Annotated in this window: 15 protein-coding genes and 1 tRNA gene; 10 read left to right on the forward strand and 6 right to left on the reverse strand. The window is 62.8% G+C overall.

Translation table 11 applies throughout. The features are described 5' to 3' along the window. Positions 1 to 77: 77 nt before the first annotated feature. Positions 78 to 151, forward strand: a tRNA-Lys gene (locus tag CH305_RS17865). 200 nt (positions 152 to 351) lie between these two features. Here CH305_RS17865 and CH305_RS17870 read toward each other — a convergent pair. After that, positions 352 to 927 carry a DUF6461 domain-containing protein gene (locus tag CH305_RS17870; protein ID WP_094610040.1) on the reverse strand — a complete coding sequence of 192 codons (576 nt, stop codon included), beginning with the start codon at positions 925 to 927 and terminating at the stop codon, positions 352 to 354. A gap of 89 nt (positions 928 to 1,016) precedes the next feature. Between CH305_RS17870 and CH305_RS17875 the strand changes: the two genes are divergently transcribed. The 7 genes from CH305_RS17875 to CH305_RS17905 all read left to right on the forward strand — a co-directional run bounded on the left by CH305_RS17875 (position 1,017) and on the right by CH305_RS17905 (position 6,292). Next, positions 1,017 to 1,490: an SRPBCC family protein gene (locus CH305_RS17875; protein WP_141215876.1), complete on the forward strand. Its 474-nt coding sequence runs from the start codon at positions 1,017 to 1,019 to the stop codon at positions 1,488 to 1,490. A gap of 145 nt (positions 1,491 to 1,635) precedes the next feature. Next, entirely contained in the window at positions 1,636 to 2,106 is a 471-nt protein-coding gene (locus tag CH305_RS17880; protein WP_037151123.1) for a hypothetical protein, read from the forward strand. Positions 2,107 to 2,426: 320 nt separating this feature from the next. Continuing rightward, complete coding sequence (locus CH305_RS17885; RefSeq protein ID WP_094704460.1) at positions 2,427 to 2,909, forward strand: GNAT family N-acetyltransferase; 483 nt, start codon at positions 2,427 to 2,429, stop codon at positions 2,907 to 2,909. A gap of 143 nt (positions 2,910 to 3,052) precedes the next feature. Next, the gene (locus CH305_RS17890) at positions 3,053 to 3,385 is read left to right on the forward strand and encodes a putative quinol monooxygenase (protein WP_094704644.1); all 333 of its coding nucleotides are present in this window, start codon (positions 3,053 to 3,055) and stop codon (positions 3,383 to 3,385) included. A gap of 60 nt (positions 3,386 to 3,445) precedes the next feature. Beyond that, positions 3,446 to 4,657, forward strand: coding sequence for an alpha/beta fold hydrolase (locus tag CH305_RS17895; RefSeq protein ID WP_179278329.1), 1,212 nt, complete (start codon positions 3,446 to 3,448; stop codon positions 4,655 to 4,657). A gap of 352 nt (positions 4,658 to 5,009) precedes the next feature. Continuing rightward, positions 5,010 to 5,180, forward strand: coding sequence for a hypothetical protein (locus CH305_RS29070; protein ID WP_155289238.1), 171 nt, complete (start codon positions 5,010 to 5,012; stop codon positions 5,178 to 5,180). Between the two features lie 83 nt (positions 5,181 to 5,263). Further along, positions 5,264 to 6,292 carry an LLM class flavin-dependent oxidoreductase gene (locus CH305_RS17905; protein ID WP_094704462.1) on the forward strand — a complete coding sequence of 343 codons (1,029 nt, stop codon included), beginning with the start codon at positions 5,264 to 5,266 and terminating at the stop codon, positions 6,290 to 6,292. Positions 6,293 to 6,299: 7 nt separating this feature from the next. Here the strand turns inward: CH305_RS17905 and CH305_RS17910 are convergent, their stop codons facing one another. Together CH305_RS17910 and CH305_RS17915 are read right to left on the reverse strand one after the other, a co-directional pair. Further along, positions 6,300 to 7,007 carry an enoyl-CoA hydratase-related protein gene (locus tag CH305_RS17910; RefSeq protein ID WP_094610045.1) on the reverse strand — a complete coding sequence of 236 codons (708 nt, stop codon included), beginning with the start codon at positions 7,005 to 7,007 and terminating at the stop codon, positions 6,300 to 6,302. 59 nt (positions 7,008 to 7,066) lie between these two features. Beyond that, positions 7,067 to 8,185 carry a hypothetical protein gene (locus CH305_RS17915; RefSeq protein WP_256983849.1) on the reverse strand — a complete coding sequence of 373 codons (1,119 nt, stop codon included), beginning with the start codon at positions 8,183 to 8,185 and terminating at the stop codon, positions 7,067 to 7,069. A 113-nt stretch (positions 8,186 to 8,298) separates the two neighbouring features. Here CH305_RS17915 and CH305_RS17920 point away from each other — a divergent pair, with 113 nt between their 5' ends. Next, positions 8,299 to 8,580, forward strand: a complete 282-nt coding sequence (locus CH305_RS17920; RefSeq protein ID WP_094704645.1) for a Rho termination factor N-terminal domain-containing protein — start codon at positions 8,299 to 8,301, stop codon at positions 8,578 to 8,580. A gap of 1 nt (position 8,581) precedes the next feature. Here CH305_RS17920 and CH305_RS17925 read toward each other — a convergent pair whose 3' ends face one another. The 3 genes from CH305_RS17925 to CH305_RS17935 all read right to left on the reverse strand — a co-directional run bounded on the left by CH305_RS17925 (position 8,582) and on the right by CH305_RS17935 (position 11,850). Then, a complete protein-coding gene (locus tag CH305_RS17925; protein ID WP_037151116.1) occupies positions 8,582 to 9,070 on the reverse strand; it encodes an SRPBCC domain-containing protein in 489 nt (162 codons plus the stop codon). 96 nt (positions 9,071 to 9,166) lie between these two features. Then, positions 9,167 to 10,120 carry an ABC transporter substrate-binding protein gene (locus CH305_RS17930; protein ID WP_256983850.1) on the reverse strand — a complete coding sequence of 318 codons (954 nt, stop codon included), beginning with the start codon at positions 10,118 to 10,120 and terminating at the stop codon, positions 9,167 to 9,169. Positions 10,121 to 10,161: 41 nt separating this feature from the next. After that, positions 10,162 to 11,850 carry a nitroreductase family deazaflavin-dependent oxidoreductase gene (locus CH305_RS17935; RefSeq protein WP_094704463.1) on the reverse strand — a complete coding sequence of 563 codons (1,689 nt, stop codon included), beginning with the start codon at positions 11,848 to 11,850 and terminating at the stop codon, positions 10,162 to 10,164. 112 nt (positions 11,851 to 11,962) lie between these two features. Here CH305_RS17935 and CH305_RS17940 point away from each other — a divergent pair, with 112 nt between their 5' ends. Next, a complete protein-coding gene (locus CH305_RS17940; RefSeq protein WP_230592410.1) occupies positions 11,963 to 12,556 on the forward strand; it encodes a TetR/AcrR family transcriptional regulator in 594 nt (197 codons plus the stop codon). Positions 12,557 to 12,558: the final 2 nt, after the last annotated feature.

The raw sequence follows: 12,558 nt of genomic DNA on the forward strand, positions 1-12,558 counted from the left end.
GACCAGCCGATTTCACATCTGGCGGCATCTGCTGTTAATGTTTCTCCCGCACCGCAGAGAACACGCGGTGCGGATCGGCGCCATTAGCTCAGTTGGTTAGAGCAGCTGACTCTTAATCAGCGGGTCCGGGGTTCGAATCCCTGATGGCGCACACTGAAACGCCCGTTCACCAGAACCATCTGGTGAACGGGCGTTTTTTGTTGGGTGGCTGCCCAGTCGATTCGTCTCGGACGTATCCGCCGACGAGTGCTTGGATTCAGTCGGGTATGCCGGTGGTCCGTTGGATGTAGTGCTTCGCCGCTGAGCGGACTACTCCTCGGTGGAGCTCGCGATACCTCGCATCGAGTTCCACTATTCGAGGGAGTCACCTATCTGAAACTGCGCGCTGCGCAAGAGCTCCCGAGTCAGTTCGACGCCAGTGTGGTTGACGATCATCGCCAAATAGACCTCCAGCGTATGAAACAGGCCGTCGGGCATGGAGTCCTCGGTATCGGGGGCATCGCCGACGTCACGCATGCGATCTCGCCAGGGGCTGTCGAGTTCATCGAAACCCGGCCCATCCTTCAGCAGCGCATCGAACATCGCCGTTCGTACGCCGTCGACCCATTGGGCAAAATTGCTGTGACCCAACTGAGTCGCGAAGGTGAGGGCCTCGCCACCGACCGACAACGGTGCCATCAATTCATGGGCCAACCCTGCAACCGACGGTGCGACCACCAGAACCCAAGCACCCACCTGAACGACGCCAACGACCTCGACATCGGCATTGACACCCTCCAAACCGGTAACCGTGCCGGTCCTCGACGTGGTCAGGGCGTCGAGGACCGCTTCCGCATCGTCGTGGTGGACGAATGTGAACGACACGCCCGTATGCACCCATTCGTATTCGTCGGAGATCCAGGTGAAGTCTTCCCAAGTTGCAGGCATAGCCGAATTCTCACACGCTCGACGTACCGGATTCCGCCTGTGTGGAAGGCCGTCTGGATCAGCGGAAGGTGTCCTGCGAAGCTGTGCGGATGTCTTTCATCATCAGGCTGACGACGTCGATCGACGCGGACCCGGCAGTGGTGTTCGATCTGGAATCGGATGCTGTCGTTCACGCCGAGTCTCAGGGTTCGTTCGATGAGAGTGTGCGGGTCGACTCGGGTCGAAGTGATCTTCGTTTGGGCGATGAAATCGAAATCCGTTCCAGGCACCTCGGTGTGTGGTTCACCTTGACCAGTCGCATCACGGAGTACGAGCCCTCACGATATTTCGTGGATGAGCAGGTCACCGGCCCCGTTGCCTCCATGCGTCACGAGCATTTGTTTCTCGCACGACGTGAACACACGCACATGGTCGACATCACGTCGGTGACATTCCCTGGCGGACGACTCGGCGCTGTGATCCTGGACGTCCCCGGCAAGCTGTATCTTCGGCGCGTCCTGCGCGTTCGGAATGCATACATCAAGAAGCGTGCGGAATCGGAGCAGGGAACTGGTGGACGGTAGACGTCTGCAATCTGACACCGACACAACGGTTCTCGATCCTGTTTTGTGCGACCTCAGGCTGCATTCGGTTCGAAAGATGCTGATCGGTATTTTTTGAGGCAGACTGTTGAACCGGACGTAGTTCGCTCGAACGAGGAGAATTGCCATGCAATCGACCCGCCGACTTCTGCTCGGGGCTCTACTCTGCGCCCCAGCACTATTGGTGTTCCCCGCGACGGCATCGGCGGCGCAGTCGACAGATGTGACGTACGCGTTCGAGGTCGACGGGTCGACCGTGACAAACACGATTACCAACAATTCCGGTAGCGAACTGACTTGCGGCACATCGTTGGCTCCCGCACCGGGCGGAGTGCTGCCTCCAGTGTGGGAGGTCGTCGGCAACGGTCAGTCGCTGTACTCGACCGACGACGCGGGCCAGGTCGGAATCAGTACCCAACACGTCACCGATATCCCGGCCGGCACCTATGTTGCGCTCGCATCGTGCGTTACCGAAGGCGCCGATCCCACAACAGCGTGGGTCTCGGACTACCCCGGCCTCCCCGACGTCCTCGCAACCCTGCCATGGACCTCGTACACCGTGCAGCAGGCATCGCCGATCGTAACGATCGAAAGTTGAGCGCTGGAACCTGATTCGGTCCCTGGCAGCTCTGCCTAACCGATACGTTTCGAGGAGGAGCCGAATTCGACCGTCCGGCAACGTAATCGACGATGAACTCAAGGTCGCGTTGGGCTGTGGCTTCCCACGATGCGGTGGTCCAGGTATCGTCGGAAATGTTGCTGCCACCGGCTTCTCGGGTGATCTGCGACGGAGCCGAGGTGCGGTGGGACGTGAAGGCTCGGGGTCGGCGTCGTTGAACAGAAACCACCCGTGCGCGATCGCTGGTGGCCGAGCGACCTGATCAGCGTTGACGGCTATCGGTGCGGGATACTCGATCGATGGTGGTCGTCCGATCGAGAGATCCAGCTGACCTGCCGCTGTGTGTCGAGGCGCTGATCGACGTCCACAAATCCGACGACTATCCGCATCGTTGGCCACACGATCCGGCTGACTGGTTGACGCCCGAGAACATGGCGGCCGCGTGGGTTGCTGAGCATGAGAATCGCATCGTCGGACATGTCGTCATCGTCGACAAGGCGGGTGCCCTCTGGGTGTCCCGACTCTTCGTGCGACCGGGACACCGGGGCTCGCTCGTCGGAGATGCGCTGTTGCGGCAGGCGCGAATTGGAGGTGCGTCGATGCTCGATGTCATCGAGCGCTCCAGCAAAGCGATCGAATTGTACGAACGCACCGGCTGGACGCTGGTCGACAGGCGTCCGGCAGAGTGGATCATGTCTGACGGTCGTAGGCCGGTCGAGCGAATCTACCGTGCGGATCCGCGCTCGACCGAGCACAACTCGACGGGCCCAACACTCCGGTGATCGTTTTCGATGCCCGATCAGGAGCGTACTGGGATGCCTGGGGCTGATCGGACCGACTCACGGCCCTCTCACTCCACAGTCGAATGTCCGACCCATGGTGCATGATCGCGGGCATTGGATGCGTCGACCGAAAGGAAACCGAGATGTCAACAGAACCCGAGGCCGGCTCCGGCGTCACGGTGGTCGTCTCTCACACGACCCTGCCGAACCAGCGCGACGCTGTCCGAGCCCTGTGGGAAAAGCACATGGCTTCGGCTGTGCTCGACAATCCCGGGCATCTCGCTTACTACTACTGTCTCGATTCCGACGATCCCGATCGCATCACTGCGTTTCAGCACTACCGCACCGCCGAGGATGCGGTCACATTTCTCCAGCATCCCGCTTATCGGGAGTACGAACGTGAAGCGGCACCGCTGTTGGCCGGCGCACCACAGGTACGCACCCTTGTCCCGACATGGATCAAGCCGGGAAAGTAGCGGGAAGACGGCGAACAGCGAATGCGGATCAGCACTCGGGGCCGCATACTTGGCCGCGAGATGAGACTCCTTTCCGTCACCTTCGCCCTCTCCGTCCTTGTCGGGTCCCTCGTGCTGTCGGCCGCACCCGTCTCGGCCGCACCCGTCTCGGCCGCACCCGTCTCGGCGGCACCGGGTAGTGCCGATTTCTACGGTGCTCCCGTTGCCGATTTGGAGGCGTACGCACCTGGGTCCATCGTGCGCCGAGAACCCGTGCCGCAGCTCGACCTTCTGGGGTCGCACACCGAGCGCATTCTGTACCGATCTGCCGATCCCCGTGATCGAGCGGTGGCGGTGTCGGGGCTTCTGGTCACACCCACCCGTGCATGGGCAGGGCCCGGACCCCGGCCTGTGATCGCTTATGCGCCGGGCAGTTACGGGATCGCCGACCGCTGCTCGGGTTCCTCCGAGTTGGGACTGACAACGACGATGCCGGCGCTGTTGCCGCTTCTGGCACAGGGGTATCAGGTGGTCACGACCGACTACCAAGGGCTCGGTACCCCCGGCGAGTACGAGTTCCTCGGCCGGGTCGCCAGCGCACGTGCCCTGCTCGACTCGGCGCGGGCCGCGGCACGTGAGACCGACGCGCCCGTTGTCCTTTACGGCTACTCGGCGGGCGGCGTCGCGTCGGCTGCCGCCGCAGAGCTCGCCTCCACGTACGCGCCCGACGTGTCCGTGGTCGGGGCCTTCGTCGGTGCCGCACCGACCGATCCTGTGGTCCGCGTCGAAGGCCAGGACGGCTCCGCGTGGGCCGCGACAATGCTCTATACGATCGACGGCCTGATCGGCGCGCACCCCGACCAGGCCGACCGAATCCGCGCTCTGTTCAATGATCGCGGACGGGCAGCTCTCGATGCGGCACTGGATTTCTGCAACACCGACGCGCTCGGGTACGGATCACTGCGGTCCGAGGACCTGACTGCGGACGGCACGTCGCTGAGCGCGCTGATGCTGGGTCCCGTACTGGGCCCACTGACGGCGGCGAACACCATTGGATTCACCGCGCCCGTCGCGCCCGTGATGATCGTTCACGGCATCCACGACCGTTCTGTCGAGATCGAGCAGAGCCGACTCCTGACGCAGCGCTGGCGCGCCGCCGGAGGTACCGACATCACCGTTCGGGAGTTCGACTTCGGAACCGATCTCGTTCCCGCAGTCGACCATACGGCCACCAACATCGCTGCTTACCCCGAGTTGCTCGAGTGGATCGACCGACTTGTCGCGCAGGCCTAACGCGGTACCCGGTAGATAGTCAGTGATGTAGATCACACGTGAGCGATGTGTGCTTGCTCGCGCTCGAATCGACTTACTCGGCGCAGCTACCAGGTACAGGGCGTACCGGAAAGCCTGCTGCTTCCGAGAAAGGACCAACAGAACATGATCACCACTGGAAACGAGGCCACACTATGAGCAGCCGAAGAAGTCTCTCCAGCCGACTCTTCGAGGGTCTCGGCCGCATCACATGGGGCTACGGAAAGCGAAAGCTGGACGAACGGCGCGCACGTAAGCGCGGCGGGCGATAAGCCGAACGGCGTCTGCTCGGTGGGTGTCCGATTTCGGCATCTTCGATAGGTACGGTGCAGCCATGGACGGATTCGAGATAGGCGACGGAGTCACTCCGCTGAGTGGGCCCATGAGCGGTGTCTACGGAACTGTGGTGTGGTTCTACGAGGAGAAGCAGCAACTGTTGGTTCGCTTCGGCGGTAGTCAACAGATGTACTTCGCGGGGGACGAGTTGAAGCGATGGGGAGCGTAGTCGTCTGCTCGGCCTCCCAGCGGAATAATTGAATCTTCACCGATGCTGATGGAGTCGACCATCCCGAATCGAAAGGTCCCACCATGCATCTGGGCGTCGACAGTTTCGTCTCTTCCGTGACCGACCCGACCGACGGTCGGGTGATCGCGCCCGAGGAGCGGATGAGTCACCTGCTCGAGGAGATCGCACTCGCCGATCAGGTCGGGCTCTACTCGTTCGGTATCGGCGAGCATCATCGCAGCGAGTACTACGACTCGGCCCCGTCGATCATCCTGGCTGCTGCAGCCGCCCGAACCGAGAACATTCGGCTCGGTAGCGCCGTCAAGGTGCTCAGTGCGGACGATCCAGTGCGGGTGTTCCAAGAGTTCGCCACCCTCGACCTGATCTCCAAGGGCCGGGTCGATCTGGTCGTGGGTCGCGGTTCGTTCACCGAATCGTTCCCGCTGTTCGGCCTGGATCTGGCCGATTACGACTCGCTCTTCGCTGAAAAGCTGGACCTCCTGCTGCAGATCCGCGACAACGTAGAAGTCACCTGGTCGGGTCGGCACCGTCCGGCGCTCAACCGACAGGGGATCTATCCGCGCCCACTTCAGGACCCGTTGCCGATCTGGGTCGGTGTAGGTGGCACCCCTGAATCCTTTGCTCGCGCAGGACTTCTGGGACTCCCGCTGATGATCGCCATCATCGGCGGCGAGCCACGCCAGTTCGCTCCGCTCGTCGACCTCTACCGCCGCGCCGGCGCGCAAGCGGGTCACCCGCCCGAGCAGCTGAAGGTAGGTCTGCACGTGTTCGGCTTCGTCGCCGAGACAACCCAGGCTGCAGCCGACACCATCTATCCCGGCTGGAACGAGATGTTCACCAAGATCTCCCGTGAGCGTGGATTTGCCCGACCGAGCCGGCAACAGTTCGACGCCACTTCCGGCCCGAACGGCGCGTTCTTCATGGGCGATCCGCAGACGGTGGCAGACAAGATTCTGCGAGTGGGTGAGCAACTGGGCGGTGTGGATCGACTGTCGCTACAGATGACCAATCCGCGGCTGGCGCACAGCGACCTGCTTCGCGGCATCGAATTGCTCGGCACCGAGGTCGCGCCCCTCGTGACTGGAAAATGAGGCCTACCTAGTTCGAGGCCCATTCCATTTCGTCGACGCCTGCGACAGGCGTCAGCAGGGAACGGATCTCACCGGCGTACATGGTGCGTTTGATCTCGCCCAGAACGTCGCCACGAGTTCCGGCCAGGTCGCCTGCGCGGGCGACGGCGTCGTCGAGCAGTGAATCGGCGGGCGATACAGCATCGACCAGCCCGAGTGCCATGGCGTCACCTCCGCCGTAGCGGCGTCCGGTGGTGAGTGCCTCGTGGAACGCATGGGGCGCCAGTCTCGCTCGCACCATGTCGACGGTTCCCGGGCTGTAGGTCGCGCCGATGTTGACACCGGGGAAGCAGAGGAAGCCGCGATCGGATCGCATGATCCGGTAGTCGTGCGCCATCACGAAAAATGCGGCACCACCGAAAGTGTGTCCCTGCATGGCCGCGACTGTCTGCATCGGAAGCGTCAGAAAGCGCACCAACATCTCCTGAACGGTGCCGATGAATCGGTTGATCTGGTCGAGATTCTCCGCACCCCACGACAGGTCCACTCCGGTGGAGAAGTACTTGCCTGTCGCTGTCGTGACGAGCGCAGCGGCACCGGAACTGGCCTGGACTTCGTCGAGCAGAGTATTGATCTCGGCAACCCAATCCGGACTGATGCGGTTTTCGGTGTCGTCGACACCTCGGCTTCCGAGGTTCAGTACGAAGACATCGGCAACTCGTTCGAGATATGGCATATCCCGAACGTACCCACATCTGGTTGTTCTCACTCACAACGCCGAGGGTTCGACGGTCGTTACGAGGACGCGCTGGCCGACTCTCGACGAATCAGTTCGCGGTGACCGTAGGTGGCACCGAGAATGTCCTCGCGATTTGCCACGGAGGAGCCGACTGCGCCTGCCACCGTACCCAGCGAAGCGGCGAGCCATGCGAGGGAGAGATAGTCGCCAAGAGTCGCGTCGCGACCGATCTGTGTAGTCAGGAAGTCCGGCGAAATGACCACCGCTGCCGAGAACAGTACGACTGCGGACAGCAGCGCGTACATGCAGAGCGCACCGGCCAGGACAGTTCCGAGGGTGGCTGCGTTGTACATCCAGCGATCGATCGTCGAGCTTCGGAACGATCGTTTCTCCCACAGCCCGTTGGGGAAGACGACCCACACCGTCATGGCGATCACCGCGGTGACTCCGATCATCGCCAGTCGTCCTAGGCTCATCGACGCCGCCATCTGCCAGATGCTCGCGTAGAACACACCGAAGGCGGACGCTGCGCTCGCGGCTGCAAGCGCGCTCGACAACGTGGGAACCAACCGCCACGGACGATTACACCGAATCATTCCCGATACCAACCTGATTCGCCCGAATATGCTCGACGTCAGGAGAACTTCGGCACCCTCCCCGGAATCACTCGGAGCCCAGCGAGAGCGAGAGTATCTACGTGGTTGCCGTGAGGGGTCGTCGGCTTCGATCAACTCGTGCAACACCGCCAGTGCGGCCGAGACAGCGCGTCGCCGGACCGCCAGTGTTCCGAAGGAGGGCACGTACAGCGCGCCCGTCGTACCGCCTCGAATCTCGGCGATCACCGGGCGCGACCCGAGGCGGCGAGGAACCTCCGAGACACACAAGACAATGTCGTAGTTGTCGGTGGCTTGCACCGATGCCAGCCACTGACCGAGTGGGGCGGCACCGGTTGCGGTGGGTGGGAGCGGAACCGATGCTCCGGACACCCGTAGTTCTCGCCGGTGCCCGTCGATCATCGCGTGATCGGGCAACTTCTCGATGATGGCGGACGCGACGGTCGACGCAAAGCCGTCGTCACTGACCACGCCGACCGAGAGGGGCGCGACGTCTGCGTCGGTGGCATGTGTGTTGTCGGTGGTGTCCGGGCCCGCTGAGGCCGGTCGATCGAAGTGCATCCAGTTCGCTTACCCGATGACACTCGATGCACACCACGCGTAGAGGGGTTTGTCGTCGCGCAGACCGGGTGGCGCACTTGACAGTCGATGCAGTCCAGCGAGAGGAAGTTCCGATGCCGGCGAAAGACAACGAAACCGAGGACCAGCCGCAACTGAAGGATCAGGGCCTGTACGAGAAGCTTCGAGAAGAAGGCAACTCGAAGGAGAAGGCTGCTCGCATCTCGAACGCAGCCGCGAAGGAGGGCAGGGATCAGATCGGTGAGAAGGGTGGGAAGTCCGGATCCTACGAGGACTGGACCGTGGACGAATTGACCGACAGAGCCAAAGAACTGGGCCTGGAAGGTTACTCGAAACTGAAGAAGGAGGAGCTCATCGACGCGCTCCGACACCACTGATTCACTGCGGGCGCAGCGATGAGTAGTACTCCTGCTGGGATGGGTAGTAGTCGTCGAAACTCGGGAGTGGGTCGCCGCTTCCGGCCGCGACGAACATGTCCAGGTAGTACTCCCACCCCGGTCCGATGTCGCCCAGACCGTCCGTGCTTTCGCAACTGTGTACGAGCACGAGAAGGGTCGCTGTGCCTCTCTCGGTCAGGCGGACCTCGAGTGGCCACTGGCCCTCGCCGGTCATCCGTACTGCCAGGAGGCCCGGTGCCTCACACGTTTCGATGATCATGTCCGAGGCCGGCTCGCCCTCCTCGAAACTCATGGTGACCCGAATGGTGTTGTCCGAAATGCGCTCCCATGGACCGAACCACAGTGCCGTCCGGGAAGATTCGGTGAGGTGTGCCCACACGTCCTCGCGTGGTGCCGAGATGGTTCTGCTCAATTCGAGGGCGTAGCCGGTGTCGGTGCTCCGCAATGTGCCCACGGGTGTCGGTGCCATCGAGTGATTATGCGACTCACGTACCACTGCCGTCGAGCACCATCATCATTGCCGTTGCGCGGGCACGGTGCTCGATGAACTCGAGCGAGCAATCGATCAACTCGGGGCGTAGAGCTTCTCCACCAAGCCGAGGGCCCACATGGCGGTGAGGGGACCACCGTCGTTGGTGAACTTGTCGGTCCGCACGATCCGGTCGCTGCGCACCGCCGGTAATCCGGTCCAGAGTGGGTTGGCGTTCATCGCCTGCAGATCCTCCTCCGACGTGATCGCGGCGATCATCGCCACTGCGTCGGATGCGGCGGTGACGTTCTCGGGTCCGTATTCGATCTCCGGGGTGGCGGCGGCCCAGGCGGAGCCGAAGCGGGCTCCCACATCCTCCAGTGCAATGGATGTCACCCGGTCGCGTCCTATCGAGATCCCGCCTTGCTCCGACGTGCTGACAGGTAGGACGGCGGTATCGGCGATCGCATCGGCGTACTGCGTCGTGAGTTGGTCTACGCCAGTGGTGTATTCGTCGATTATCGTTCGGGCCTCATCCTGCAGATTCAGTGCCGCGCCGATCGTTGTCACGTCCTGCTGCCAGCTGACTCCGGTGCCGGTGGAGCCCACCGGCAGTACTGGCGCTATGTGGCTGAGCTGGTCGTAGATTTCTTCGATCACCTCGTCGCGCCCGATGATCAGGTCAGGATCGACACGTGCGATGGCTTCGAGGTCGACGGTGTTTCGCGGATACAGCTCGGGAACACCGTCTGCGAGCAGCATCCTGGTGGGCTCGGTCAGAGGACCCGGTATTTCGGGCGGAGCTTCGGTTTCCACCGGCATTCCGGCGATGGGCAGATCGAATGCCAGGGCGATGTCGAGGTCGCGTCGTCCGTCGATCACGACGACCGACTCGATTCGATCCGGTACCTCCACGGTGCCGAACTGCGTGGTGACCGTGTGGGTCGCCGGGTTTGTGGCTGCAGGCTCGGTGTCCGAACCGCAGGACGACATCAGGGAGGCAGCAAGGACCGCGCCTAGGGCAACGGACAAGTGGGGGAGTCTCTTCATAACTTAAGTAAACCAAACCTAAGTAAATTGCGAAGAACTGGTCAAACGTCGTACTCGACTCGCACCGAAACGGGGTCGGTCTGCAACGCACGGAAGCCGGCTCCGATGATAAGTCCGAGTACCGGATTGTTCGAGAAGGATCGTGCTCGGAGGGCAACGTCGTCGTCGGGCACGAACGTTGCTGTTCCGGTGCGCCACCGGCTACCCACGCGAATGCGGATCCTCGGCTCGTCGGTGATGTTGGCTCCCCAGCCGGATCTGGTTCCGTGTTGGGATATCAGCCACGCACCGGAGTCGTCGAACGACGCCGACACCGGCACGCGCCGGGCGAGTCCGGTTTTACGGCCCACTGTCTCGATGTCGGTCACCAGCGAGGTGGTCACACCGATGGATGTCAATCCGTTGACGATGGGATTCGCGACGTATTTGCCGATCAAGCGCTCGCGTCGAAACTTCGCAGCACTGGCAGCGCTGGTCGGATTGCCCGTGCCGCGACGGTTGCGGAACGCGTCCCAGCCGTTGCGCTGCATCATCGTGGCCGCAGTCTTCCACGCCGGACGACTCGAATTCGGTTGCCGCCCAGCACCGATGAGCTGCAACTGGTCGGTGTGCCACTGCAGATCGAGAGCGCCGTTGATCTGCTTGAACGCGCTGGACTTCGACGGGACGCGCAGAGCCACGCGCGGCGACTCGACCCGATCCAGCGTGCCGTCGACCAGAGAGTTCGCGACGGCCGGATCGAGGGCCGTGGGACGGCCGAGACCCACCATGTCGCACTCGCCCGACTGGACCGCCGAACTCATCACCGAACGGGTGCGGAATCCTCCGGTCACGGCCAGTGGCACCGTTCCTGCAGCGTCGCGTACCGTCCGCGCGTATTCCAGGAAGTAGGCCTCGCGCTCTCGGGTACTCGAGGTGCCCATCATTGCGGGGGATTCGTAACTACCACCACTGATTTCGATCAGATCGATGGATTCTCGGACCAGATGCTCGACGGTGATCCGCGATTCTTCTTCGCTGAACCCGCCGCGCTGGAAGTCTGCCGAATTCAGTTTGATTCCCACGGCGAAGCTGGGGGACACCGTTGACCTGATGGCGCGGACCACTTCGAGAACGAACCGCATTCGCCCGTCGAGGTCGCCGCCCCAGGCATCGTCGCGTTTGTTGGACAACGGCGACAGGAACTGAGACACCAGGTAGCCGTGTGCGCCATGGATCTGGACGCCGTCGAAGCCGGCCGACTCGGCCACAGCTGCTGCCGTGGCGAATCGATCGATGATGTTGCGAATCTCGTTCTCGCTCAACGCACGCGGTGCCGGAATGCCCGGGATGTTGGGGGCAATGGCGGACGGTGCGACGGGCTTGGTGCGGGTGACGATCGGATTGGCCTGCCGGCCCGGGTGATTGAGCTGCATCCAGATGGGTGCGCCGCCGTCGGATGTCGCCTTTGCCCACCGAGCAAGTGCGTCGCGGTCGCGGTCGTCTTCGATCACGACGTTGCCCGGTTCTCCGAGATGGGATCGGTCGACCATGACGTTGCCGGTCACAACAAGGCCGTAGCCGCCTGCACCCCATCGGCGGTACAGCGTCTCGAGGCGAGAGTCGGGTGCATGCTCGGCCGTCGCCAGTCCCTCGCTCAGAGCCGACTTCATCACGCGGTTCGGCAGGATCTGCCCGCAGGCGAGTGTGAGAGGGCTGCTCAGGTCGATGACCTCGGTGTCGGGGGACATGGCGTTGCTCCGATTCCAGTGGATAGCCGTTGCGGGCTATGCTCAGCAGCATAGACAACGCGACCCTAGATGTAACTTCGCGTTACGTCAATAACGGTCGAGAAGGGTTCGAATGGCCAATCGGAGTAGCGCGCGGGCAGACATGCTGCGCAGCGCCGCGCAATTGTTCCGTCGGCGTGGAGTGGAAGCCACCTCGTTGGCCGACGTCATCGATCACGCGGGCGCGCCGCGTGGCTCGATCTATCACCATTTCCCTGGCGGGAAGCCTCAGCTGGTGGAGGAGGCAACGCGAACCGCGGGTGCCGCGATGAGCGCGATGATCTCGGCCGGCCTGGCTTCGGCCGGTCCGGCGGCAACCGTCCGGGCGATCATCGACGGATTCCGAAGCGAGCTGCTGGCGACGGATTACGTTGCAGGGTGCCCGGTCGCGCCTGCTGCGCTCGAGGGGCTGCATGCGCCGGCCGCTGTCGCGGCGGCAGGTGAGTCCTTCTCGTCCTGGGAGGACGTGATCGCGGCGTCCCTGTGGCAGCGCGGATTGGCCCGCGAGCGGTCCTACACGTTGGCGACTTTCTCGATCGCCGCCATCGAAGGCGCGCTGATCGTGGCCAAGGCGCAGCGATCCACCACCGCTCTGGACCGGACGGAAACCGAACTGTTGGCCCTGCTCGGGGCGGTACTGGACGCGTCGAACCCTCCTCGTCCATGAGT

The organism is Rhodococcus sp. 15-649-2-2, assembly GCF_002258645.1.
In the GTDB taxonomy this organism is placed as follows: domain Bacteria; phylum Actinomycetota; class Actinomycetes; order Mycobacteriales; family Mycobacteriaceae; genus Rhodococcoides.